Source organism: Kribbella endophytica (genome assembly GCF_054781295.1).
Window position 1 is genome coordinate 2,475,790 of the sequence record NZ_BAAGUR010000001.1, and the last position, 24,271, is coordinate 2,500,060.

The following is a 24,271-nucleotide window of genomic DNA, read 5'->3' on the forward strand; positions in this document are numbered from 1 at the left end:
CGGCCCGTACGGCGTACTGCAAGCGGGAAGGTCAGCCGTGGCTTTCTTCGGGGGCGTCGTCGCGCGGGGTGGGGCTGAAGTGGTCGGTGGTGAGCACCGGGACGTGGGCGGTGATCGGGGCCGCCTTGGCGAAGGTGAGGACCAGCGTGACCATCGCGCCGGGCTTGCCGCCGGTGACGGTGAACGGCTTGCCGCTGGTCGGCGGCAGCGTCAGCGACGCGCCCGAGGCCAGCGTCATCGGGCGGACGTTGCCGACCGTGACGGTGGCCGGCGGTGCGGCCGGCTCGGCGCCTTCCTCGGTCTGCGGGGCGCCCGCGGCCGGCTCGGAGGCGATGCCGACGAGGGTGTCGTCGGTCTTGCCGGTGTTCACGACGGCGGCGTGCAGCTCGCCGGTGCCGTCCTCGGCGGCGAGCACCAGCAGGTTACGGACCGCGATCGAGCCCGAGGTGGCGTTGGTGCCCTCGGCGGGCTGGTACGGCTTCATGGTCTGCGCGTTGAAGTTCGCGCCGCAGGCCGCCAGTGCGAGGCTGAGCGTGACGGTGGCGCCGGCCGCGGCTGCGCGGCGAAGAGCCGACGGGGGCAACGTGATGGGCACTGGAATCCCTCTCCTGCAAGCTGTGGACGCCGTCAGGCTGCGGCCTCCGGCGCAGCAAAGCGTAGCGACCGGGCGCCCGCGGCTCGACGGCGGCTCCACCTTCTGGGGATGTCCCGGGCAACCATTAACCGCGCGCGAGGCATGCCGGACAGCGTTTGTCAAGGCGGGAAAAGGCCTCTGACCAGCGCAAACGCCCCGGACGGACCAGCGACTGCGTGGTAGTATTGGTCTTGGAAAGGGGCACGTGACATATGACTTTTTCAGTCGGCGAGACGGTTGTCTACCCGAATCATGGGGCAGCTGTTATCGAGGACATCGAGACCCGTCAGATCAAAGGTGAGGACAAGACCTATCTGGTCTTGAGGATCGTCGCTCAGAACGACCTGGTCGTCCGGGTCCCCGCGTGCAACCTCGATCTCGTCGGCGTGCGTGACGTCGTGGATCAGGCTGGTCTGGAGCGCGTCTTCGACGTGCTGCGGGCGCCGCACACGGAGGAGCCGACCAACTGGTCGCGACGTTACAAGGCGAACCTGGAGAAGCTGCACTCCGGTGACGTGATGAAGGTGGCAGAGGTCGTCCGCGACCTGTGGCGCCGTGAGCGTGACCGCGGTCTGTCCGCGGGCGAGAAGCGGATGCTGGCGAAGGCACGCCAGATCCTCGTCTCCGAGCTGGCGCTGGCCGAGCACACCAACGAGGACAAGGCGGAAGCCATCCTCGACGAGGTCCTCGCTTCCTGACCCACTCCAGGTCAGAACCGATCCGGATCCCGTGACCGTACCGCCCTGCGTGGTCTCTCGATGAGTACCGCGGCAATCATCCCGGCGGCCGGTCTCGGGTTGCGGCTCGGTGGTGAGGCACCGAAGGCGTTACGAGAGGTCGGTGGCGAATCGCTGCTGGTCCACGCGGTGCGTGGACTGTCCGCAGCGACCGCCGTCGGCCTTTCGTGCTTCGTGATCGCCGTGCCCCCGGGCACGGAAGATGCCGTCGGCAAGCTTCTTGACCCGTACGTCGGCGACGCCGACCTGCGGATCGTTGCCGGTGGCGCCGAGCGTACGGACTCGGTCCGGGCGGCGCTCGAACTGGTCCCGGTCGAGGGGATCGACTGCGTGCTGGTGCACGACGCGGCCCGGTCGTTCGTCCCGGTCGCAGTGATCGAGCGAGTCGTTGCCGCCGTACTCGGTGGTGCTCCGGCGGTGGTGCCGGTGATCCCGGTGACCGACACGATCAAACGGGTCGGTGCCCACGGCGAGGTGCTCGAGACCCCGGATCGATCGGCGCTGGTCGCCGTACAGACTCCGCAGGGGTTCGATCCGGAGTTGTTGCGCAGGGCCCATGCCGGCAACGGTGACGGGGCAACGGACGACGCGATGCTGTGTGAGCGGCTCGGCGTGACCGTGCAGACCGTCGAAGGCTCCGAGGACGCGTTCAAGGTGACCCGGCCGCGCGATCTGTTGCTGGCCGAGTGGATTCTGGCGGAGAGGCAACAACTGTGAGACCACCACGGGTCGGCACCGGGATCGACGTGCACCCGGTCGTCGAAGGCCGGGAGATGTGGCTGGCCGGATTGCACTGGCCCGAGGAGACCTCGGGGCCGGACGGACACTCCGACGGCGACGTGGCCGCGCACGCGGTCTGCGACGCGTTGTTGTCCGCGGCCCGGATCGGCGACCTCGGCTCGAACTTCGGTACGTCGGAGCCCGAGTGGGCCGGCGCCTCCGGTGCCACACTGATGGCCGAGGCCGCCCGCCGCGTCCGCGCCGCCGGCTACGAGATCGGCAACGTCGCCGTCCAGGTGATCTGCAACCGCCCGCGCTTCGCCGCCCGCCGCGAAGAGGCCGAGAAGGCGATGAGCACGGCCTGCGACGCCGAGGTCTCGGTCAGCGCGACCACCACCGACGGCCTCGGCCTCACCGGCCGCGGCGAAGGCATCGCCGCCATCGCCACCGCACTCATCTACTGACGGGCGGCGCAGGGGCGCGGACTCCGCCGCGGGAGCCTGCGCGCCGGCCAAGCACATCGCCCCGGCGGGATCGCCCACGGGATCAGCGCGAGGGTGCGCGAGACGCCGCCGCTGCCCGCGGGATCAGCTCGGGGCGTTGAACCGCACTTCGCGGGGTGAGAGTTCGTTGCCCTGGCGTTCGGTCAGCAGGCCGTAGAGCTCAGGTCGACGACCGCGGAGCCACCGCCGGCCGGTGGACAGCGGTACCAGGTCGAGGTCGAGATCGGCGACCACGACAGCTTCGTCAGCGACTGGGGTCTCGGCAACGATCCGGCCGTACGGGTCGAGCACCATCGCGTTGCCGGTCCTGACCTCGTCGTCGTCCCGCCCGACACCGTTGCTGAACAGCACGAACAGCCCGTTGTCGTGCGCCCGGGCCGGCAGCCAGCGCATCAACCACCCACGACCAGAAGCGCCGTTGAAGGCCGCCTCAACGGCCGCCGGATCCGTCGCCCGGTTCTCCCACACCGCGAGCGGGACCGGCGTCATCCCGTGCGGACTGACCGAGTTCGTCCCGCCGGTCTGGTGCGGCGCGACCAGCACCGTTGCGCCGAGCAACGCCGTGGCGCGGACGTTCTCCACCAGGTTGTTGTCCCAGCAGATCAAGATCCCCACTTTCACCTGCCACGGGGTGTCGAACACGGTGAACGAGTCCCCGCTGGAGATCGCCTCGTGCTCGAAGGCGTGCAGCTTGCGATGGACGTGCACGCTGCCGTCGGGCAGACAGACGGCGTACGAGTTGAACAGCCGCTCGCCGTCCGACTCGAGGAAGCCGACGCCGATCCCGGCGTCCAGCTCGCGGGCCAGCGCGCTGACTGCCGCGACCGACGGTCCGGTCCGTGACTCGGCCAGGGCACGGAGCCGCTCGACCGGTTGACGGCGCAGGTGCCAGTAACCGAGCAGACACATCTCGGGGAACACGACCAGCTGCGCACCGTTGTCCACAGCCTCGCCCGCCAGCCGGCGGACTGTGGACAAGTTGGTGTCCGGACGGTCGGGAACGGCTTCGAACTGGACGACGGCGGCACGCAGCATGGGCTTCTCCTCGGCGGTTTCCGCCAGGATCTCGCTGTTTCGAGCATGCCGTCCAATGATATCCACAGGGTTATCCATATCCTGTGGTTATGGAACTGCGGCTGCTCCGGACCTTCGTCACGGTGGCGCGCACGGGCAACGTCAGCGCCGCGGCGGTGGAGCTCTCGACCAGCCAGCCGGCCGTCACCAAGCAGTTGCAGCTGCTCGAGCGCCGGGTCGGCGCGAGCCTGTTCGTCCGCGGTCGCCAGGGCGCCCGGCTGACCGGAGCGGGGGAGGCGCTGCTGCCGGACGCACTGGACCTGCTGGCCCGGTCGGCGTTGTTCGAACGGCGGGCGGAGTCGGTCGCGGCCGGTGAGGACGGCACACTCGCGGTCGGCTTCGGCATGTCCGCGATCGAGGTCGCGCCGAGGGCGGTCGCGCTGTTCCGCGGCCGGCATCCCAGGATCTCGGTCTCCCTCGACGACCTGCCGTCGACGGTTCAGTGCGAGCAGTTGCTGACCGGGACGCTGCAGGCGGGCTTCGTCCGGCTGCCGGTGCCGGACGGGATCATGCGCCGCCGGCTGCAGCAGGACCGGCTCGCGCTCGCTCTACCGACCGGGACTCCGGAGCCGACCGACATCGCGTCGTGGCTCGACGGCCGCCCGCTGGTCCGGCTCAGACCACACCGCGGGCCCGGCCTGGATGGCCAGATCACCCGCCTGTACGACGACCTGGGTTGCCGCCCGTTAGTACTCCAGGAGGCCGACGACCTGCTGACCGTCCTGGCGCTGGTCGCAGCCGGAGTCGGACCGGCCGTCGTACCGGCTAGCGCAGCCAAGGTCGCGCCCGGCCCGGTGCAGCTGATCCCGCTGCGAGCCAAGAGCGCCGCCTGGTGGGTAGGTATCGCCTGGGTCGAGCGCTCGGCCCTGCTGGAGCGCTTCGTCGACGCAGCTACCGCCGCGGTGCAGTGACCGAGGCCCGGCAGGTCTGAGCGCCGGCAGCACCGCGGACGAGCCACCTCATCGGCGGCGTCGGCTCCGAGGGAGCGGGGGCAGCTCGTCCTCGTCCAGCCAGTCCGAGAAGAGCTGGTGGACGGCGTCAGGGTCATCCGCAGCAGCTGCCGCCAGGGCGATGAAGTCGTCGGTTGTCACCGAGCTGTGCCGATACGTCTTGGTCCAGTTGCGCAGCAGGTCGAAGAACGTGGTGTCACCGAGCAGCTGGCGCAGGACGTGCAGGGTGATCGCACCGCGCTTGTAGAGCCGGTCGTCGAACATCAGCTCCGGGCCGGGGTCCGACAGCACCAGGTCCTCGTCCAGCGACGCCAACCTGCTGTGGGCCTTCGAGACCTGCTGCGACGCCGAGAGCCCGCCGGACTCCTCCGACCACAACCACTCGGCGTAGCAGGCGAAACCCTCGTTCAGCCAGATGTGCTGCCAGGTCGCCGGGGTCAGGCTGTTGCCGAACCACTGGTGCGCCAGCTCGTGCGCGACCAGCCGCTCCGAACCGCGCCGGCCGTCCAGGTGGTTGCTGCCGAACACCGAGATGCCCTGCGCCTCCAGGGGAATCTCCAGCGGGTCGTCGGTGACGACCACCGTGTACGCCGTGAACGGGTACGGCCCGAAGAGCGCGCAGAACAGCTTCATCATGTCCTGCTGCCGGCCGAAGTCGGTCCGGAAGTCCTTGATCAGCGATTGCGGCAGCGCCGCGCGCTGGGTCACCGGCGACGACGCCAGTTCCAGTACGTCGTACCGGCCGATCTGGATGGTCGCCAGGTACGTCGCCATCGGCGCGGCCATGTCGTAGACCCAGCTGGTCCGGCTGGCCTTGGTCCGGCGCGAGACGAGCCGTCCGTTCGCGACCACGTGGTACGGCGAGTCGGTGGTGACGGTGATCCGGTAGTGCGCCTTGTCGCCGGGGTGGTCGTTGCAGGGGAACCAGGTCGCCGCGCCGCTGGGCTGGCTGGCGACGATCACGCCCTCGGTCAGCTCCTCCCAGCCGAGCTCGCCCCACGGGCTGTCGGCGGGCGCCGGGTTCCCGGCGTACTGGACGTCGACGACGAACTCCGCGCCGTCCGGGATCACCGCGGCGGGGGTGATGTGCAGCTTGCCGGAGCGGTGCGCGTAGCGGGCCGCGCGACGGCCGTTGACGGACACTTTCGCCACCCGCAGACCGACCAGGTCGAGGCTGAGCCGCGACAGCGCGTGCGTCGCCACCGCGGTGATCGTGGCCTTGCCGGTCAGACGGTTGCTGCTGACCCGGTAGTCGAGGTCGAGCTCGTAGGAGTCGACGGAGTAGCCGCTGTTGCCGTGCGAGGGAACGTAGGGATCACCCGCCGTATCGGCGCCCTGCTCGGCCCGGCCCTGGGAACCGGCGACCATCAACCCTGCCAGGGTGCGATCGGGTTGCCGGCCCAGCGAGTACCGGCCGGCACGCTCTCACCCCGCATCACCAGTGAGACCGGGCCGACGGTGGCGCCCGCACCGATCGACGCGGCCGGCAGCACGATGCCGTGCGGCCCCAGCGTCGACCCTGGGCCGAAGGTGACGGTGCTCATGGACATCACCCTGTCATGGAACAGGTGCGTCTGGAGAACGCACCCGCGATTCACCGTGGCCCCGTCGCCGAGCGTGATCAGATCGGCCTCGGGCAACCAGTACGTCTCGCACCAGACGCCCTTGCCGATCTTCGCGCCGAGCGTCCGAAGCCAGAGCGCGAGCACCGGCGTACCGGCGGCCGCGTTGGCGAACCAGGGGGCTGCGACCAGTTCGACGAAGCTGTCCACGACCTCGTTGCGCCAGACGAACGAGCTCCACAGCGGGTACTCGACCGCGCGGGTCCTGCCGACGATGACCCACTTCGCGACCGTCGCCATCCCGCCCGCGACCGCGCCCGCGGCCAGGATCACCGCGCCGGACAGCAATACGGTCCACCACGGCCCGAGCCAGACATCCAACGCCTGCAGGGCAAACAGCACACCGAGCGCGATCAGCACCGTGCACATCATCGGGACGAACCGGCACAGCTCGACCAGCGCCCGCGCGACCTTCAGCCGGTACGGCGGGTTGAAGGTCCGGCTCTGATCGCCCGCGACGGCCTGGCGGCGCAGCTTCACCGGCGGGCTGCCCAGCCACGACGTACCGGCCTTGGACTTCTTCGGCGCGGCCGACAGCACCGCGACCAGCCCGTTCTTCGGCACCGACCGGCCCGGCGCGGTCATCCCGGAGTTGCCCAGGAACGCGCGCTTGCCGACCTTCGCGCCGGCGACGTGCAACCAGCCACCGCCCAGCTCGTACGACGCGATCATGGTGTCGTCGGCCAGGAAAGCGCCGTCACCGACCGTCGTCATCTTCGGCAGCAGCAGCACGGTCGACGCCTCGACGTCGCGGCCGATCTTCGCGCCGAGCGCGCGCAGCCACCATGGCGTCAGCAGGCTCGCGTAGAGCGGGAACAGCAGCGTCCGGGCCGAGTCGAGCAGCCGCTCGGTCGCCCACACCTGCCAGCCGATCCGGCTGCGGACGGGGTAGTGCCCCGGCTTGATCCCAATTCCGAGGATCCGTACGCCGACCAGCGTCAGCACGGCCAGCGTCACGAAGCCGACCACCGTCATCAACGGGATCGCGGCCAGCGCCTTCAAGGCGGCGTCACCCAACGAAGCAGTCCCCTGGATGTACGTCCCCAGTACGGCGATCGCAGCGACCGCTGCGACGACCGGTAGCAACGACATCAGCGCCGACGCCACGCCGTACGCGAGAACCCACCAGGGCGCCCGCGCCGGGCGCTCCTCGGGCCAGGGGCGACGCGCGCGACCGACCCGGCTGGCGGGAGAACCGGACCAGCGCTCGTTCGACGGGACCTTGCCGGAGACCGCCGACCCGGCCGCGATCTCGGCGCCGCGGCCGATCTCCGCACCGGGCAGCAGCGTGCTGCGCGAGCCGATGACGGCTTCGGCGCCGACCTGCACCGCGCCGACGTGCAGCCGGTCGCCGTCGATCCAGTAGCCGGACAGGTCGACCTCGGGCTCGATCGACGCGCCACGGCCCATCGTCAGCAGCCCGGTCACCGGCGGCAGCGTGTGCAGGTCGACGCCGCGGCCGACCTTCGCGCCGAGCGCGCGGGCGTAGTACGCGATCCAGGGCGCGCCGGCCAGGTTCGCGGCGCCGGCCGCGTCGGCCAGGTTCTCCGCGGCCCAGAGCCGGACGTGCACGTTGCCGCCGCGCGGGTAGACGCCGGGCTTCAGGCCGCGCAGCAGGATCCGCGCGCCGACGACGGCGATGCCCATCCGGCCGGCCGGGGTGATCAGCAGCAGCCAGCCGACGAGGATCCACCACCAGGACACCGTGCGCATCCAGGGGTGGTCGCCGGCGGTCACGGCGAGCACGTTGTTCAGCGTGAACAGGTAGACCAGCCAGCGCACGCCGACCACGGTCTGCAGGATCAGCGTCAGCGCGGTCTGCAGGAGCTGCGTGCCTGGTGGCGTCGGACGGATCTCACGGATCTCGATCGGTTCGTACGTCGCTGTCGAGGAGTCCAGGCGATCGGCGAGAGCGCCGAGCCGCGGGTACTCGTAGATGTCCGCGACGGTGATCTCGGCGTACCGCTCGCGCAGAGCGGAGACCAGCTGCGCCGCGGCGAGGCTGCCGCCACCGTGCAGGAAGAAGTCGTTGTCGGGGCCGGTGACCTTGGCGCCGAGGACGGCGGTCCAGCGCTCGGCCAGCCAGCCCGCCGTACCGTCCAGCTCGGCCACCGGGCCGTCGCCGTCCATGCCGGGCAGGGGCCAGGGAAGCGCGTTGCGGTCGACCTTGCCGGACGTGCGCGTCGGGAGGGTGTCAGTGATCGCGAGCAGCGGGACGAGCGCGGCCGGGAGGGCCTCGCGTAGTCGTTCCGTTGCGGCCTTCTGGTCGAAGGACTCCTCGGCGACCACGTAGCCGACCAGGAGTTGGTTGCCTCCGGCACTGGTCCGTACGGCGGCCGCCGCGCCGGAGACGCCAGGCAGAGCCTGCAGCGCCGCGTCCACCTCGCCCAGCTCGATCCGCCGGCCGCCGAGCTTGATCTGCTCGTCGGCACGCCCCTGGAACAGCAACCCCGCTTCGTCCTTGCGGACCAAGTCGCCGCTGCGGTATGCGCGCTCCCAGCCCAGTGACGGCATCGGCGCGAACTTCTCCGCGTCCTTGGCCGGATCGAGGTAGCGGGCCAGGCCGACGCCACCGATGATCAGCTCGCCGATCGCACCCTCGCCCACCTCGTTGCCCTGGGCATCGACTACGGCGAGGTCCCAGCCGTCCAGCGGCAGGCCGATCCGGACCGGGCCTTCGCCGGTCAGCTGCGCACCACAGGCGACGACGGTCGCCTCGGTCGGGCCGTAAGTGTTCCAGACCTCGCGACCGTCGATCGCGAGCCGTTCGGCCAGTTCGGGCGGGCAGGCCTCACCGCCGAAGATCAGCAGCCGTACGGCGTCCAGCGCGTCGGCGGGCCAGAGCGCGGCCAGCGTCGGGACGGTGGACACAACGGTGATGCCTTGCGCGACGAGCCACGGGCCGAGGTCCATGCCGCTGCGAACGAGTGAACGCGGGGCCGGGACCAGGCACGCGCCGTACCGCCAGGCGAGCCACATCTCCTCGCAGGACGCGTCGAACGCGACCGACAGTCCGGCCAGCACTCGGTCGTCGGAGCTGATCGGCTCTTTCTGCAGGAACATCCGCGCCTCGGCGTCGACGAACGCGGCGGCCGAGCGGTGCGTGACGGCGACACCTTTCGGTACGCCGGTCGACCCGGAGGTGAAGATGATCCAGGCGTCGTCGTCGAGGCTCGGCCCGTCGGTGGTAGTTGGTGCGGTCCCACCAATCACCTCACCCGGCTGGGCCATCCGGGCGGAGTACGGGAAGTCGTAGTAGCCGTCCTCGTCGGGTCCGCTGGCGCGCTTGCTCGCGATCTCCAGGCCGTCGGTGACGACCGCGGCGACAGCCGCCTCGCCGAAGACGAGCTCGGCGCGCTCGGCCGGGTCGTCCGCATCGACCGGAACATAGGCCGCCCCGGCCTGCAGCGTGCCCAGGATCGCGACGTACAGGTCGTTGTGCCCGGACGAGATCCGGACGCCGACCCGGTCACCCGGCCCGATCCCCAACGCGGTCAACCGGGCCGCGAACTTGCCCACCTGGACGAGCAGTTCGCGGTAGCTGAGGCTGACGTGCGAGTCGTCCAGCGCGGGATCGTCGGGGTACCGGCCCGCGGTCTCGTGCAGGATGTCCACCAGGGTGCGCTCGGGTGGCGCACTGTCCCCCCGTCGCAACGTCACGCGCCGGATGATACGCCGCCGCGTTTAACCGCAGGGGAACACGACACCACTCAAGATGGTCACTTCACCAGGCTGGCCGGGGCCGCGAAGGTGTTGCAGGCCTTGGTCTCGCCGATGTTGAAGCCGTTCATGATCCAGAAGCCCTGCGTGCTGGCCAGACCGTGCGTGCGCTCGTCGGGCGGAGTGTCCTCGGACTCGCCGAAGCTGTGGCTGGACTGGAACTCGAACTCCTTCATCCGGTCGGTGAAGGGGTAGCTCTTCTCCACCGCCCGGCTGAACACCCCGCCCAGGCAGGAGGCCTGCACCTCGTTGCGGCGCGAGCTCTCCAGCTTCTGGCTCGGGTGGTCCTGCAGGTAGTAGGCCCGCGCGTAGAACAGCTCGGTGACGCCCTGGATGTGATGGCCGTACTCGTGCGCGATCGTCATCAGGTAGGCCAGGTCCTCCTTCGGCCCGAACGCCTTGTTCATCTGCAGCACGTCGGTGTACATCACCTGGTTGCCGTAGCAGTAGAACGCGAGTACCCGGCCGGACAGCGGGCTGAACTTCCCGCACGCGGTGTTGACCGGCTTGTCGAACACGATCAGGCCTGGGTCGGGCTTGTTCACGCCGATCTTGTTCAGCGCCGGACGCCAGGCGTCGTTCAGGCACTTGAACAGCTTCTCGTAGTAGACCTTCTGCGCCGCCAGGCTGCCGTCGCCGAGCTTCTGGGCCGGGCAGTTCAGCTCGCCGAGGCCACCGGCGGTGTAGAGCGCGCTGTTGACCAGGTAGTCCTCGGCGGTGCCCTTGTCCGGCTTGGTGGTCGCGGTCGGCACGATCGACGGGCCGCTGTTCTCGGGGATCGCCGTGCTGTCGGAGCTGTCGGTCAGGACCGAACCGACGACCGCCAGCGTGATGCCGACGAAGGCCAGCGCGAAGAAGCCGAGCAGGATGAACTTGGCCGCACCCGAGCCGCGCCGCCGCGGGGGCGGCTGGAAGCCGTTGAAGTGGTTCGGGCCGCCGTAGTGCGGCTGCGGCCACTGACCGGGCTGCTGCTGGTACTGCGGGTACTGGCCCGGCTGCTGCTGGTACTGGCCCTGCTGCCCGTACGGCGGCTGCTGGTACTGCGGCGGGTACTGCTGCGGCGGCCCCTGCTGCCACTGCCCCGGCTGCGGCGGAGGCAGCACGCCAGGTGGCGGTGCCGGCGGGCGGTAGGCCTGGTTGCCGTGCTGCGGACGGTCCTGGGGACGCCCGTAGTCGTACGGGTTGCTCACTGGTCGCAGGTCCCCTTCTGTGCCGGTGGCAGGTCGTCGCGGGTTCGCAGGGCGAACCGACCCGAGACTACTCTCACCCCATGTCACTGAAGCGCCGCCTCCTACCGGCTGCCCTGCTCGTCGCTCTGTCAGTCCCGTTCGTTGCCGTGGGCGTGCTGCCTGCCCAGGCGGCCGACGACAAGATCACGGCGTACTCCGCCGAGGCAACCCTGACCGGTGACGGCGTGCTCCAGATCAAGGAGACCGTCGACGTCACGGCTGGTGGCGACACCTTCGTCCGCACGCTGGCGACGCGGGTCCGCTCCAACGCCGACGACGACCGGGTCTACGACGTCAGCAACGTGTCGGCCACCGTGAACGGCCAGCCCGCCGGTGGCTTCAGCGATACCGAGATCGACAACGGCCGCCAGCTGTCCGTGCAGGCGTCCGGGCAGGCGAAGATCGTCTACACCTACGACGTCGACAATGTCGTGGCCGACTCCACCGAGGGCCGCGAGGTGAGCTGGCCGGTGCTCCAGGGCTTCGGGGCGGCGATCCCGAAGGCGACCCTGACGGTGAACGTCCCGTTCGCCACCTGGCTGACCTGTTTCGCCGGCCGGACCGGCTCGAGCATGCCCTGTACGTCGTACCAGCTGGGCGAGTCGGCAGAGGTCGTCATCGAGCAGCTGCAGGTGCCGGCCGGTGGCCGGGTCACCTTCCTGACCGGGCTGAGCGGCCAGGCGACGGTCAAGCCGAACGCCGAGTTCAAGACCCGCTGGTCGCTGCACCACGCCTTCACCGCCGACTCCTCGACCATCGGGCTGAGCGCGCTGCTGCTCGGGCTCGGCGTATTGGCCGCGGCCGCGCTGTGGTTCTTCAAGGGACGCGACGCCGGCAAGACCGGTGAGGGCGCGCCGGAGCGCCCGGTGCTGGACGGGGCCGACGGGCCGCAGTTCGCCGCGCCGGACGGAATCCGGCCGGGCCAGGTCGGCACCGTGGTGGACGAGTCGGCCGACGTCGTCGACATCACCGCGACGCTGCTGGACCTTGCCGTCCGCAACTACCTGACCATCGTCGAGCTGCCGCGCGAGACGCAGTTCGGCCGGCACGACTGGCAGCTGGTCCGGCTCAACGAGGGCGGGCCCGAGCTGCTGCCGTACGAGAAGGCCCTGCTCGACGCGGTCTTCGCCGACGGCGAGACCGTGCAGGTGTCGACGCTGGGCTCGTCGCTGCGGCCCCGGCTCAACCTGGTGCGCGAGCAGCTGTACGCCGACGTCGTGACGCAGGGCTGGTTCGCCAGCCGGCCGGACGCCGTCCGGAACCGCTGGACCACCGCCGGTCTGGTGCTGGTCGGTGCCGGTGTGGTGCTGACGATCGTGCTGGCCATCGCCACCAAGTTCGGACTGGTCGGGCTGGCCGTCATCCTGGCCGGTGTGGCGCTGTCGCTGGCCGGACAGGTCGCTCCTGCTCGTACGGCGCGCGGTGCCGCCGTACTGGGTCGAGTGGGTGGCCTGCAGCGGTACCTGGCCGACGAGACCTCGGCGAGCCTGCCGCAGAGCCACCGGCTGGAGTTCGCGTCCCGCTGCCTGCCGTACGCCGCTGTGCTCGGGCTGACCGAGAAGTGGGCGCTGGAGATCGCCGCCACCGATGACGACGACGACCCCGATGCCGGCATCGGCTGGTACTCCGGTCCGGAGAACTGGCACCTGTCCGACATCGGGGAGTCGCTGACGAGCTTCGTCACCACCTTCGGTGGAACGCTGACCGCTGCGCGTCGACTGTTCTGACGTAGCGAAGCCCCGGGATCCCTTGCCTGCGAGGGATCCCGGGGCTTCGTCGTACTGTCAGCTGGTGTACTGCGGGTTGGTGCTGAAGGTGTTGCAGTAGATCGGGTTCTTGAACGTGAAGCCGCGGGTCGACCAGCGGTTGTGGTTGACCTTCGAGCCGTGGTCGCGGACCTTCGGCCTGCTGAACTCGTCACCGGCGTTCGCGACCGCGAACTTCCAGTTGTTCAGCAGGTCGCCGCGCATCGGGATGAACGCCGCGTTCGCGCCCAGGTACGCCGAGCCGAAGCAGGCCGCCTGCAGCTCGCGCCGGCGCGACTCCAGCAGCCGCAGGTTCGGGTCGGCCATCGTCGCCTGGCGGGCGAAGCTGGCCCGGAAGATGCCGGTCAGCTGCTGGATGTGGTGCCCGTACTCGTGCGCGATCGTGTTCAGCATCCACGCCCGGGTGTAGGTCGGGTTGATCTTGTAGTTGTTGTAGTCGACGTTGAACGGCATGTAGATCGCCTCGTTCGCGCCGCAGTAGTAGCCGCGGGTGCCGCGCTCGGTGCCGCACGGCGTCTTCACCGTGTTGGCGTAGACGATCAGGTGCGGCGCGCGGAACGGCTGGCCGGCCTTCTTCAGCGCGAGGTACCAGGTGCGGTTCAGGCACGGCAGGATGCGCTGGTAGTAGGCCTTGGTCGCCGCGAACGTGGTCGGCCGGTACGCCGGCTCCACGCACTTGGTCGGCTGCAGGGCGCCGGCCGCGTAGATCTTGTTCTGCGCCACCACCTCGTACGGCGTGGGGACGCGCGGCTTGGGCTTCGGTTTCGGCGTCGGCGTCGGGGTGGGCGTCGCCGAGGGAGTCTCGCTCGGGGTCTCGGAGGGTGTCTCCGACGGGGTCTCCGAGGGCGTCTCGACGGCGACCGGGTTGGTCGGGGTGTCGTCGCCGGTCAGCTTCAGCGCGACCGTGACGCCGGAGCCGACGACCAGGACGGCGAGGGCCACGAGCATGACGAGCAGGCCCTTGGACAGCTGCCGCGGCTTGCGACGACGGCCCGGGCCCGGGGGCTTCGGGATCGGGATCGGCGGGTACTGCCAGGTCGGCTGACCGCCCTGGGGTCCGTTGGGCCCACCCTGCTGCTGCCAACCGCCACCGCCGGTGGCGCCCGACCACGGGTTCTGGGGTTGCTGGGGGCCGGTGTTGGGGCCGGGCCACCCGCCGGTCGGAGGAGGCGGCACCGGTCCGGTCGAGGCAGTAGGCCAAGACCCAGTGAAGCCACCGGCCCCGCCGGACTGCGCGGGGTCACCAGCAGGAGGATTTTGAGAGGAGTTGCCGACTGCGTGAGCACCACCGGTTGCTGCGTCGTCGCGGCGGCCCCAGCCGGAGTTGGGCGGGGGCGGGCCGTCGGGCGTGCCGCCACTGGTCGGCGGCACGGCGCCGCCGGCCGCGTGTGCGCCGCCGGCTCCCGGGCCACCCGGTGTCGCGCCGGTGCCGGTGTGGGAGCGATAGCCGCTGGTGTTGCTAGGCGGCGCCGAGTGCTGACCACGCGGCGGCTGAGCCGGCTGCCCGTACGGCGGTAGGTTCCACCCGGGGTTCCCGGGCTGGTTACCAACAGGCGGTTGGTTGGGCTGACCGCCCGGCTGACCACCTGAAGGCGGGTTGTTAGCTGACGGGGGTTGCGGCGGTTGACCACCCGTCGGCTGGCCGCCGGTTGGGTCGTCGCTCAGGCCGGGGGTGTACCACTGCGGGGCGGGCGGTGGCCCGGCCGGCGGTGGGGACGGGTGGTTCTGCGGCGGGGAGTCCGGCTTCAGGTACTCCTCGGGCTTGTCGGTGGATTCGGTCCACCAGCGGGGCGACTGGCCATCCCGCGGGGGCGTGCCAGGGTTGCCGGCGGGCTGTTCGCCCTCCGGCTCCGACGGCTCCCGCCCAGGGGGTGGATTCCAGTTGTCCGACATCGATACTCCTCACGAGACCTTGCTGGCCGAAGCCGTGAACGTGTTGCAGTTGGCGCTGTTGACAGTGTTGAAGCCCTGCGCGGCCCAGTACTGGTGACTGGTCCGCGCCCCGTGGTCCCGTGGGCCGCCACGGTTGTTCTCATCCCCGGTCTGAGCCTCGACGTAACGCCGGTAGATGGTCAGATCGAGGCCGGTGATCCCGTACGACGCCTTGTTGGCGCCCATGAACGCCGCCCCGAGGCAGGACGCCTGCAGCTCGATCCGCCGGCTCACCTCGAGCCGCGCGTCCTGGTCCGGCGCGTCGTACTCCAGCTGCGCGGCGGCCGGCAGGATCCCGGCCAGCTGCTGGATGTGGTGCCCGAACTCGTGCCCGGCGGTGTACGTCGCCCACATCCGCGAGAACGACCGGTTCGCGTCGTCCGAGGCCCGGTTCCACAGCTTGATGTCGTCCTCGAACTTCAGGTAGAGCGTCCGGTTCGCCGAGCAGTAGAACGAGGTCGGGGACGAGCTGGTGCACGGCGACAGCACGGTGCCGGCCCAGAAGATCACCCGCGGTGCGGCGTACTGGTCCTGCCCGGCGCGGACCAGTGGAGTCCAGGCGCGGTTCAGGCAACCGATCAGGTTCGCGTAGTAGGTCTGCACCGCCCCGGCCGTGGCCAGCGCGATCTGCGGCTCCCGGCAGTTCACCGTCTTCTGCACCCCGCTGCGGTAGAACCCGTCGGTCCGGACGATCGCTGCACTCTCCTGCGACGCCCCGGGCCCTCCTGGGGTTCCGGGCGGGCTGTCGTCCGGCTCGGTCGGTGCGGCGGTCGCGCTGGTCGGCGCGGCCCCCGGCCCGTACGACGGCGCGACAGTAGGCGCGTTGCCGCTGCGCAGCGTCAACGCGGTGATCACCACGAGCGCACCGACCCCGGCCAGCAGCAGCAGCCCGGCGAGCAGCCCGGTCCGGCGCTTGCGCGGCGGACCGCCGTGCCGGACGTGGCCGCCGTCGAAGTCGGGCCCCCAGCCCACCTTCGGCAACGCCGGCCCGCCACCCGGCGTACCGGGTAGTGGGTAACTGGCATAGATCGGTATCGAGCCGTCGGGCATCGGTCCCGGCGGTGCTCCTGGTGGTGCGCTCCAGTCCTGGTCAGACACGGTCGATCCTCATCCCCCCGGGACACACAGGGCGTGATCCGGACGGCCAGGCTATCCATCAGCACCGGCCCACGTCAGCACATTGCTGCGCCGATCATCCGCGACCACACCAAATACCGGCTACCGCAGGCGTGCCGACGGGGCCGTGAAGGTGTTGCAGGCGCCCGGGTTGCGGCTGTTGAACCCGCGCAGGGCCCAGTACTGGTGGTTCGGGGCGTCGCCGTGGTCGTTGCCGTAGTCGGTCACGTTGACGATCAGGAACCGCCACTGCTGCAGCGAGCGCCCGGTGACCGGGTAGGTCCGCTTGTTGGCGCCGATGAACACGTCGCTGAAGCAGGAGGCCTGCAGCTCCACCTTCCGGGTCAGCTCCAGCTCCTCCGCCCGGGTCTCCGCCTCGTACCGCATGTTGTGGTTGGCCTGGAGGATGCCGGTCAGGTGCTGGATGTGGTGGCCGTACTCGTGCGCGAACTGGTGCAGCATCCACATCCGCGCCCAGACCTTGTCGTACCGGCCGTAGTTGCCGATGTCCTCGCGCAGGTTCATGTAGATGGTCTCGTTGGAGCTGCAGTAGAACGGCGGGCCGGTGTCGCTCATCGTGCCGCCGCACGGCGACTGGACCGTCCCGGTGAAGCTGACCACGGTCGGCGGCCGGAAGGTCGCGCCGGACTTGCGGACCTGAGCGGTCCAGGCCCGGGCCAGGCAGGCCTTCAGCTGGACGTAGTTGGCGTTGGCCCCGGCGGTGTTCGCCGGCCGGGCGCGGCTCTCCTTGCAGCCGGTGCCGGGCATCACGCCGGTCGAGTAGACCCGGTTGCGGCTGACCATCTCGTAGTCGGTCGGCCCGCGGCGGACCGGCGGCGTCGTGGTGGTGGTCCGCGGCGCGGTCGGCTTGGTGACCGTCGGCTCGGTCTCCTGAGGCCTGGTCGGTACTTCGGTCGGCTCGGTCGTCGGACTGGTGGAGGGGTCCTCGGACGGGCTCGGCGAGTACGTCGAGACCGGGATGCTCGGGCTCGAGTAGTCGTCCGGGCCGTTGTGCTTGAGCGTGTAGCTGACAATGCGCAGGCCGAGGAACGCGACGCCGACGACGATCAGCGGTACGACGAACCAGATCGCTTTGCTCTTCTTCCGCGGCCCGCGCGGTCCCTGCGGACCACCCGGACCCTGCGGAGCACCCCAGCCGATCCCGTGCGGCAGTTGCTGCATCGGAGTGCGCGCTGTGTAGTGCGGCTGCGTCTGCCACGGCTGCGGCGCGAGCGGTCCTGGCGGCGGCACCTGTCCGGGGCCCGGGTAGCCAGGCTGACCCCCGTACGGCGGCTGCCCGCCCTGCTGCCCGCCGTACTGCGGCTGCCCGTACTGCGGCGGCTGGCTCTGCGGGTACTGGCCCGGCGGCGGACCCTGCGGCGGGCCCGGCGGTTGGTACGGGCCCTGCGGCGGCTGCTGCGGGTACTGACCAGGAGGTCCCCACTGGTTGTCGGACACGCGCGCTCTCCCATGCCCCGGCGGCGGTCACCTGCGCGGCTCGGGGCGCAGCCGCACCGCCAGACGCTATCCGAGTCCGGGCTCAGCCCGCTGCCAGCCCCTCCCGGTCCACCTGGCGGAATCGTTGCGTCAGGCACGAGTCACGGTAAGGTGCCCGTGCCAGCGGCCACTGCACGTCGTACTGCAGGGGGCCGATCTTCCTGACCCTCTCGATACGGTGTGATTGGGCGATGCGTCTACGTCTGCTCGGGGTATCCCTGTGCGCTCTCGGAATCCTGGTCGTGACCGGTGCTCAGGCCGGTGCGTCCGGTCTGGGGTCTGCCGCCGACCCGGTGGTGACCAACTACGACAGTGAGATCCGCGTGGACCGCGACGGTGCGCTCAAGGTCTCCGAGACGTGGAAGCTGAGCAACGTGACCGGGACCTTCACCCGGTTCCTGCTCACCACCGACCACCTGGCCGACGACGTCGACCACGTGCAGAAGATCGAGGACCTGCAGGTCAAGGCCGGCGGCGAGACCAAGAAGGCCGAGCAGAGCATCGACGGTGACATCACCTCGATCGCGGTCGAGGACGTCAGCGGCGACGCGCAGCTGGACTTCACCTACACCGTTCGCGGTGCGGTGGCGAGCACGCTGAACGGCACGGAGGTCCGGTTCGCGCCGTTGACCGGCCTGTCGTACACCGTGCAGGACGCCAACATCGTCTACAGCACCCCCGAGGTCACGCATGTGTTCTGCGTGGCCGGTGCGGTCGACAGCAACCACCCGTGCACGCTGGCGCAGCTCGGTGAGACCGCCGGGCCGACGTTCCGGCAGCAGGGCCTGCCGCCGGGCAACACGGTCCGGATGACGGTCGGCTTCCCCGAGGGCGAGATCGCCGCGAACTCGATCGTCGAGTACCGCAAGACCTTCAAGCGGGCCTTCTCCACCGACACCGCCCAGCTGGTCACCGCGCTGCTGGTGCTGCTGCTCGGCGCCGGCGGACTGCTCGTCCTGTACCGCCTGCGCGGCCGCGACCAGGTCGACCCGAGCCGCGTCGTACCGGCCTCGCTGTTCAGCCTCGGCCAGGACACCCGGATCGACTTCACCCCGCCGGCCGACCTGCGCCCCGGTGAGGTCGGCACGCTGATCGACGAGCGGATCGACCCGGTCGACGTGACCGCGACGATCATCGACCTCGCGGTCCGCGGCCACCTGACCATCACCGAGCTCGAGCACGCCAACGAGTACGCGCGGCCGGACTGGCAGCTCAAGCGGGTCGCGAACGCCCCGTCGGAGGAGCTGCAGCGCTACGAGAACGTCCTGGTCCGCGCGATCTTCGGTGACAACGACACCGTCCTGGTCTCCGAGCTCGGCCAGCAGGTCCGGGCGAACCTCGGCCAGGTCCAGGACGCCCTGTACGACGGAGTGGTGAAGCGCGGCTGGTTCACCGAGCGCCCGGACCGCACCCGTTCGCTGTGGACGACCGTCGGACTCGGCCTGACCGTGCTGGGCGTCGTACTGATCGTTCTGCTTGCCCTGTTCAGCTCCTGGGGCCTGCTGGGCATCGCCGTCACCGCCGTCGGCGTCGGCCTGCTGGTGATCGGCCGGCACATGCCCGCCAAGGCTCCGGCCGCCGGACGCGTGCTCGGCCAGGTCGCTGCCATCCGCGGCGAGCTGCTGGAGATGGACGTCAGCGAGCTGCCCAGCGACCAGCACGTCGAGCTCTGCTCCCGTGCACTCCCGTACGCCGTGGTCCTGGGCGGTTCGGAGCGCTGGATCGACGCCCTCGTCGCCACCGACGTGGACGACGACGAGGACGAGGGCTTCCCCTGGTACCGAGGACCCCGCGGCTGGCACCTGCAGCACCTGCCCGACTCGCTGCGGAACCTGACCACCAACCTGACCGGGGCCCTCTTCACTCGCTAACGCAGTACTCGGTGACTACCAGTTGTCCTGGGCTCCCGTCCGGGGCAGCTGCTTCCAGGCCGGGTGGATGACGTAGACCAGTCCACCCGAGTGCGGGACCCAGGCGTTCTCGAAGGCCTTGCGGTCGTACGTCGTACGGACCTCGTCGTTGCTCTTGATCAGGTGCGAGGCCGGGTCGTTGACCACCACGTTGCCGTTGCGGTCGAAGCCGACGATCACCATCAGGTGCCCGTTGGTCCCGTAGCCGGCGCCGGGCAGCTCGTCCTTCTCGAACGACAGCGACGCAACCAGCGGGATGCCGGCCTTGATGAACTGCTCCGCCTCGGTCAGCGAGCGCAGCCGGGTGACGAAGGCGTCGACCTTGCGCGTTCCGGCGTACGCCGTGTTGAAGGGCCAGTTGCCGGCACCGTCGTAGTCGTAGTCGAAGACCATCCGGGCCGAGTGGTCGACCTGCGGGTCCGCGTCGGCCGGGTCGACCCAGTCCGTCTCCCGCTTGCCCGGTCCGGCCCGCCAGTAGTCGAGCACCATCGCTGTGGAGGTCGCCGAGCACCAGGCCTCGCCGCCGTTGTCCCACTGCGGGTAGTGCCCGATGTGCGTCTCCTGCGAGTACGTCGGTACGTCGAGCACCTTGCCCCACGCGCCACCACCCGGGCTGACCGGCACGGTCTCCTCGTCAGGCAACCGGGACGCCATCGCCCCGACGGACCGGACCACCGGCGCCTGCCGGCTCCCGGCCTGGCGGAACAGCGTCACCTTGAGCCGCCAGCGGTCCAGCGAGTGCCCGTCGTTGGCCACGAAGGTGTCGACCGCGACGTCGCCGACGGTGTCCTCCTGGTCCGGCACGGAGGTCCGGTGGATCGTCCCGGCGGCGGTGTCGTCACCGCTGGTCCACCGGCCGAGCACGTACCACTTGGTGCTCGTGCCCAGGTCGGACCGGCCGGACATCGACACCTCGATCCAGGTCCCGGCCGGCGTGGTCGCGTTCCAGGACGCCACCAGCTCGGTCAGGCCGAACCCGGGCCGCACCTCCGGCGACACCCAGCTGGCCTGCTCGTAGGTCTTCGCGGTCCCGTCACCGAACGGATCGACGTACGCCGTCGTACCGGTCGGGCGGCGGAAGACCAGGTTGCCGCCGGCCATCGACGTGCCCTGGTGCTGACCGGACAGGAAGTCGACCGGCGAGGTCCACTGGTGGTAGCCGATGTCGCGGTGCGGCGGAGCCGGCGCGGCCTGGGACGGCGTGAGCGTGAGCGGTGCGACCAGTGCCGCGGCCAGCAGGGCGGAGGCACAGCGAGTGGCGGGGGTCATACTCTCCGACGATAGGGCACCCGCCGTGAATCTGTAACGGCCCACGTGTCGTGCGTGTTACTTCTTGCCTGAACTACTTCTTGTCAGGCCACTCTTCGGTGAGCAGCGCGTAGACCAGTTCGTCGCTCCACTCGCCCTTGAGGAACTCGTTGCGGACGAAGTGCGCCTCGCGCCGCATCCCGAGCCGCTCGAGCAGCTTCACCGAGGCGGTGTTGCGCGCGTCCAGCCGGGCGATCATCCGGTGCCAGCCGAAGTGCTCGAAGCCGAGCCGGAGCAGCTCCTTCGCGGCCTCACTGGCATACCCGTGACCGGCCGACTCCGGGTGGAAGACGTACCCGATCTCGCCGGCCTTGTGCTCGGCCGAGTACACGAACAGGGTCACCTCGCCGAGGTGCTGCCCGGTCTCGGTCAGCTCGACGGCCAGCGTCAGCGCCTGGCCGTCGGTGTCCATCGCGACGTCGGCCAGCCGACCGGCCAAGCCCTCCTTGACCTGCTCGGGGGTCCGCGCGTCGTATAGCAGGAAGCGCGCGACGTCCTCGTTGGACTGGAGCTTCAGCAGGTCGTCGTAGTCGGAGTCGCGGTACCGGCGAAGGGTCAGCCGGGCCGTGGTGATCGGCAGGTAGGCAGTCATCGATTCCACACTAGATAAGGCCGCAAGCGGTTTTCAGCGCACCTTGTCCGGAGTCGCCGTGAAGGTGTTGCACAGGGCAACGTTGCGGGTGGTGAAGCCACGGTTCATCTAGTACGGCCGGATGTACTTGCTGCTGTGCGTGCGCTCGGTGTCGTACTCGTGCGCCCCTGGACTTCTTCTTCGGGGGCGGCGGCCCCAGCCGAACGGCTGCTGCGGGGGAGAGGCTGGTCCTGAGGCTGGTACTGCGGGCCGCCGTACGGCTGCTGGTTCGACAAAGGTTCCTCCTCGGGAAGCACCGTAGCGGCCGTCCGGGTTCCCGCCTGTGGAGAATTTGTCAAGAGTGGTGCTCGATGACCGTTACCCTTGATCGGTGACTCTTCGCTTGTACGACACCGCGACGGCAACAGTGAGGGATTTCGTACCGGTCCATCCGGGCAAGGTCGGGATCTACCACTGTGGGCTGACGGTGCAGGGTGCCCCGCACGTGGGGCACATCTACAAGGAGGTCGTGTTCGACGTCCTGCGGCGCTGGCTCGAGCGCTCGGGGTACGAGGTCACCGTGATCGCCAACGTGACCGACATCGACGACAAGATCCTGGCCAAGTCGGCCGAGCGCGGCGTCGAGTGGTGGGCGCACGCCTACGAGTTCGAGCGTGAGCTGCACTGGGCCTACGACGTGCTCGGCTGCCGCCCGCCGACGTACGAGCCGCGCGCGACCGGTCACATCCCGGAGATGCTGGAGATGATCGGCGACCTGATCGAGCGCGGGCACGCGTACGTCGCGCCGGACGGCTCCGGCGACGTGTACTTCGACGTGAAGTCCTGGCCGGCGTACGGCGCCCTGTCGCACCAGAAGATCGACGACATGGAAGAGGCCAGCGACGCGGACCCGCGCGGCAAGCGCGACCCGCGGGACTTCGCGCTGTGGAAGGGCTGGACCGAGGGCACCCCGACGACCGCCTCCTGGCCGGCTCCCTGGGGCCGCGGCCGCCCGGGCTGGCACCTGGAGTGCTCGGCGATGGCCGGCAAGTACCTCGGCGACGAGTTCGACATCCACGGCGGCGGGCTCGACCTGCGCTTCCCGCACCACGAGAACGAGCTGGCCCAGTCGACGGCGGTCGGGCAGAAGTTCGCCCGGACCTGGATGCACAGCGCCCTGGTCACCGCGGCCGGGGAGAAGATGTCGAAGTCGATGGGCAACGGCGCCATCGTCCGCAACGTGGTCGAGCGGGTCCGCCCGATCGAGCTGCGGTACTACCTGGTGCAGTCGCACTACCGGTCCGTCGTGGAGTTCTCGTTCGGAGCGCTGGAGGAGGCCGCGACCGGCTTCCAGCGGCTCGAAGGGTTCGTCACCCGGGCGACCGAGGTGACCGGTGGCGTCGAGCCGTCGACCGAGCTCCCGGCCGAGTTCGGGGCCGCTCTGGACGACGACTTCGGTACGCCGGCCGCGATCGCCGTACTCTGGAACACGGTCAAGGACGGCAACAAGCTGGTCGCCGACGGCGACTCGCCCGCGCTGCGGGAGGCGCTGGCGTCGGTCCGGGCGATGCTCGACGTGTTCGGGCTCGACCCGCTGGCGGAGCCGTGGGCCTCGCGGTCCGGTGGCTCCGGTGAGCTCACCGAGGTCGTCGACGGGCTGGTCGGTGCGCTGCTGGAGCAGCGGCAGGCCGCCCGGGCCCGCAAGGACTACGCCGCGTCGGACGACATCCGTGACCGGTTGAAGGAGCTCGGCGTGATCGTCGAGGACACCCCGCAGGGGTCGCGCTGGACGATCGCCCCGCGCCCAACGAGTGAAGGAAACTAGACGTGCCAGGCAGTAGTCAGCGCAAGGGCGCCATCCGGAAGAAGCCGCGCGGGAACCCGACGGCCGGTTCCGGTGGCCGGGTCCGTCAGGGGCTGGAGGGCAGGGGCCCGACGCCGAAGGCGGTCGACCGGACCAAGCACCCTGCCCACAAGCGGGCCAAGGCCAAGGAGCGCGCCGAGAAGCGCACCACCACCGGCCGCCGTCCGTCGCGCAAGGACGAGGGCGCGACCGTCGAGTGGGTCTACGGCCGCAACCCGGTCGTCGAGGCCCTGCGCGCCGGCGTACCGGCCAGTGCCGTTTATGTTGCCGAAGGCACCGAACGTGACCCGCGGCTGCGTGAGGCGCTGCTGCTCGCCGTCGAGCGTGGCATCGCCCTGCTCGAGGTCCCGCGGATCGAGCTCGACCGGCACACCAGCAACGGCGCGCACCAGGGTCTCGCGATCCAGATCCCGCCGTACGAGTACGCCCACGCCGACGACCTGCTGCGCGCCGCGTACGACGCCGAGCAGGCGCCGCTGATCGTCGCGCTCGACGGAGTCACCGACCCCCGCAACCTCGGTGCGATCACTCGCTCGGCGGCCGCCTTCGGTGCCCACGGCGTCCTCATCCCCGAGCGCCGCGCCGCCCAGGTCTCGGCGTCCGCGTGGAAGACCTCCGCCGGAGCCGCGGCCCGCATCCCGGTCGCCAAGGTCACCAACCTCAACCGGGCCCTCAAGTCCTACAAGGACGCCGGCCTGCTGATCGTCGGCCTCGACATGGGCGGCGAGGTCGAGCTCCCGGACCTCCAGTCCGCGACCGACCCGATCGTCCTGGTCGTCGGCTCCGAAGGCAAAGGCCTGGCCCGCCTGGTCCGCGAGAACTGCGACATCATCGTCTCCATCCCGATGACGTCCGCCACCGAGTCCCTCAACGCCGGCATCGCCACCGGCGTAGCCCTCTACGAAATCTCCCGCCGCCGCGCGCAGTAGCCGGCCACGGACAACAGCGGGCCCCGGACCACTCGGTCCGGGGCCCGCTGCCGTTGTAGGCCAACACCTTCCAAGCACCGGCGGCCAGCCTCTCAAGCACCGCTCGCCACTCCTTCAAGCACCAGCGGCCACTCTTTCAAGTACCGACCACCTGTCGGGGGTTGGTACTTGAAAGATGTCAGGCGACGA

Annotated in this window: 18 protein-coding genes; 8 read left to right on the forward strand and 10 right to left on the reverse strand. The window is 70.2% G+C overall.

Translation table 11 applies throughout. From position 1 onward, the window contains the following. Positions 1 to 31: 31 nt before the first annotated feature. Positions 32 to 595: a copper chaperone PCu(A)C gene (locus ACYVIO_RS11860; protein WP_460650743.1), complete on the reverse strand. Its 564-nt coding sequence runs from the start codon at positions 593 to 595 to the stop codon at positions 32 to 34. Between the two features lie 251 nt (positions 596 to 846). On the opposite strand from ACYVIO_RS11860, the gene ACYVIO_RS11865 reads away from it, so the two are divergent. Genes ACYVIO_RS11865 through ispF form a run of 3 tightly spaced genes read left to right on the forward strand, consistent with a single transcriptional unit; the run spans position 847 to position 2,555 of the window. Beyond that, the gene (locus ACYVIO_RS11865) at positions 847 to 1,332 is read left to right on the forward strand and encodes a CarD family transcriptional regulator (protein ID WP_112244668.1); all 486 of its coding nucleotides are present in this window, start codon (positions 847 to 849) and stop codon (positions 1,330 to 1,332) included. A gap of 60 nt (positions 1,333 to 1,392) precedes the next feature. Next, the gene (ispD, locus tag ACYVIO_RS11870) at positions 1,393 to 2,088 is read left to right on the forward strand and encodes a 2-C-methyl-D-erythritol 4-phosphate cytidylyltransferase (protein ID WP_460650744.1); all 696 of its coding nucleotides are present in this window, start codon (positions 1,393 to 1,395) and stop codon (positions 2,086 to 2,088) included. Then, positions 2,085 to 2,555, forward strand: a complete 471-nt coding sequence (gene ispF, locus ACYVIO_RS11875; protein ID WP_460650745.1) for a 2-C-methyl-D-erythritol 2,4-cyclodiphosphate synthase — start codon at positions 2,085 to 2,087, stop codon at positions 2,553 to 2,555. Before ispD ends, ispF begins: the two co-directional genes overlap by 4 nt. Before the next feature lie 123 nt (positions 2,556 to 2,678). Here the strand turns inward: ispF and ACYVIO_RS11880 are convergent, their stop codons facing one another. Next, entirely contained in the window at positions 2,679 to 3,629 is a 951-nt protein-coding gene (locus ACYVIO_RS11880) for a nitrilase family protein (RefSeq protein ID WP_460650746.1), read from the reverse strand. Positions 3,630 to 3,718: 89 nt separating this feature from the next. On the opposite strand from ACYVIO_RS11880, the gene ACYVIO_RS11885 reads away from it, so the two are divergent. After that, the gene (locus ACYVIO_RS11885) at positions 3,719 to 4,579 is read left to right on the forward strand and encodes a LysR family transcriptional regulator (RefSeq protein WP_460650747.1); all 861 of its coding nucleotides are present in this window, start codon (positions 3,719 to 3,721) and stop codon (positions 4,577 to 4,579) included. 48 nt (positions 4,580 to 4,627) lie between these two features. On the opposite strand, the gene ACYVIO_RS11890 is transcribed toward ACYVIO_RS11885, so the two are convergent. The 3 genes from ACYVIO_RS11890 to ACYVIO_RS11900 are packed head-to-tail and all read right to left on the reverse strand — an operon-like array spanning position 4,628 to position 11,150. Next, positions 4,628 to 5,986 carry a M1 family metallopeptidase gene (locus ACYVIO_RS11890; protein ID WP_460650748.1) on the reverse strand — a complete coding sequence of 453 codons (1,359 nt, stop codon included), beginning with the start codon at positions 5,984 to 5,986 and terminating at the stop codon, positions 4,628 to 4,630. Further along, entirely contained in the window at positions 5,986 to 9,900 is a 3,915-nt protein-coding gene (locus ACYVIO_RS11895) for a Pls/PosA family non-ribosomal peptide synthetase (RefSeq protein ID WP_460650749.1), read from the reverse strand. The genes ACYVIO_RS11890 and ACYVIO_RS11895 overlap by 1 nt, the downstream gene beginning before the upstream one ends. Positions 9,901 to 9,959: 59 nt before the next feature. Continuing rightward, entirely contained in the window at positions 9,960 to 11,150 is a 1,191-nt protein-coding gene (locus ACYVIO_RS11900) for a neutral zinc metallopeptidase (protein ID WP_460650750.1), read from the reverse strand. An 80-nt stretch (positions 11,151 to 11,230) separates the two neighbouring features. Between ACYVIO_RS11900 and ACYVIO_RS11905 the strand changes: the two genes are divergently transcribed. Beyond that, the gene (locus ACYVIO_RS11905) at positions 11,231 to 12,916 is read left to right on the forward strand and encodes a DUF2207 domain-containing protein (protein WP_460650751.1); all 1,686 of its coding nucleotides are present in this window, start codon (positions 11,231 to 11,233) and stop codon (positions 12,914 to 12,916) included. Positions 12,917 to 12,973: 57 nt separating this feature from the next. Here the strand turns inward: ACYVIO_RS11905 and ACYVIO_RS11910 are convergent, their stop codons facing one another. The 3 genes from ACYVIO_RS11910 to ACYVIO_RS11920 form a co-directional block, all read right to left on the reverse strand. Beyond that, a complete protein-coding gene (locus ACYVIO_RS11910; protein ID WP_460650752.1) occupies positions 12,974 to 14,131 on the reverse strand; it encodes a neutral zinc metallopeptidase in 1,158 nt (385 codons plus the stop codon). A gap of 726 nt (positions 14,132 to 14,857) precedes the next feature. Next, complete coding sequence (locus tag ACYVIO_RS11915; RefSeq protein WP_460650753.1) at positions 14,858 to 15,985, reverse strand: neutral zinc metallopeptidase; 1,128 nt, start codon at positions 15,983 to 15,985, stop codon at positions 14,858 to 14,860. A gap of 120 nt (positions 15,986 to 16,105) precedes the next feature. Further along, positions 16,106 to 17,461: a neutral zinc metallopeptidase gene (locus ACYVIO_RS11920; RefSeq protein ID WP_460650754.1), complete on the reverse strand. Its 1,356-nt coding sequence runs from the start codon at positions 17,459 to 17,461 to the stop codon at positions 16,106 to 16,108. Between the two features lie 230 nt (positions 17,462 to 17,691). On the opposite strand from ACYVIO_RS11920, the gene ACYVIO_RS11925 reads away from it, so the two are divergent. Continuing rightward, complete coding sequence (locus tag ACYVIO_RS11925) at positions 17,692 to 19,371, forward strand: DUF2207 family protein (protein ID WP_460650755.1); 1,680 nt, start codon at positions 17,692 to 17,694, stop codon at positions 19,369 to 19,371. A gap of 15 nt (positions 19,372 to 19,386) precedes the next feature. Here the strand turns inward: ACYVIO_RS11925 and ACYVIO_RS11930 are convergent, their stop codons facing one another. Further along, complete coding sequence (locus ACYVIO_RS11930) at positions 19,387 to 20,679, reverse strand: peptidase C39 family protein (protein WP_460650756.1); 1,293 nt, start codon at positions 20,677 to 20,679, stop codon at positions 19,387 to 19,389. 73 nt (positions 20,680 to 20,752) lie between these two features. Beyond that, positions 20,753 to 21,310 (reverse strand): GNAT family N-acetyltransferase, encoded by a 558-nt coding sequence (locus ACYVIO_RS11935; protein WP_460650757.1) that lies wholly within the window; start codon positions 21,308 to 21,310, stop codon positions 20,753 to 20,755. 370 nt (positions 21,311 to 21,680) lie between these two features. Here ACYVIO_RS11935 and cysS point away from each other — a divergent pair, with 370 nt between their 5' ends. Together cysS and rlmB are read left to right on the forward strand one after the other, a co-directional pair. After that, positions 21,681 to 23,114 carry a cysteine--tRNA ligase gene (gene cysS, locus ACYVIO_RS11940; RefSeq protein ID WP_460650758.1) on the forward strand — a complete coding sequence of 478 codons (1,434 nt, stop codon included), beginning with the start codon at positions 21,681 to 21,683 and terminating at the stop codon, positions 23,112 to 23,114. Positions 23,115 to 23,116: 2 nt separating this feature from the next. Beyond that, positions 23,117 to 24,082: a 23S rRNA (guanosine(2251)-2'-O)-methyltransferase RlmB gene (rlmB, locus tag ACYVIO_RS11945; protein WP_460650759.1), complete on the forward strand. Its 966-nt coding sequence runs from the start codon at positions 23,117 to 23,119 to the stop codon at positions 24,080 to 24,082. The last annotated feature ends 189 nt before the right edge of the window (positions 24,083 to 24,271 follow it).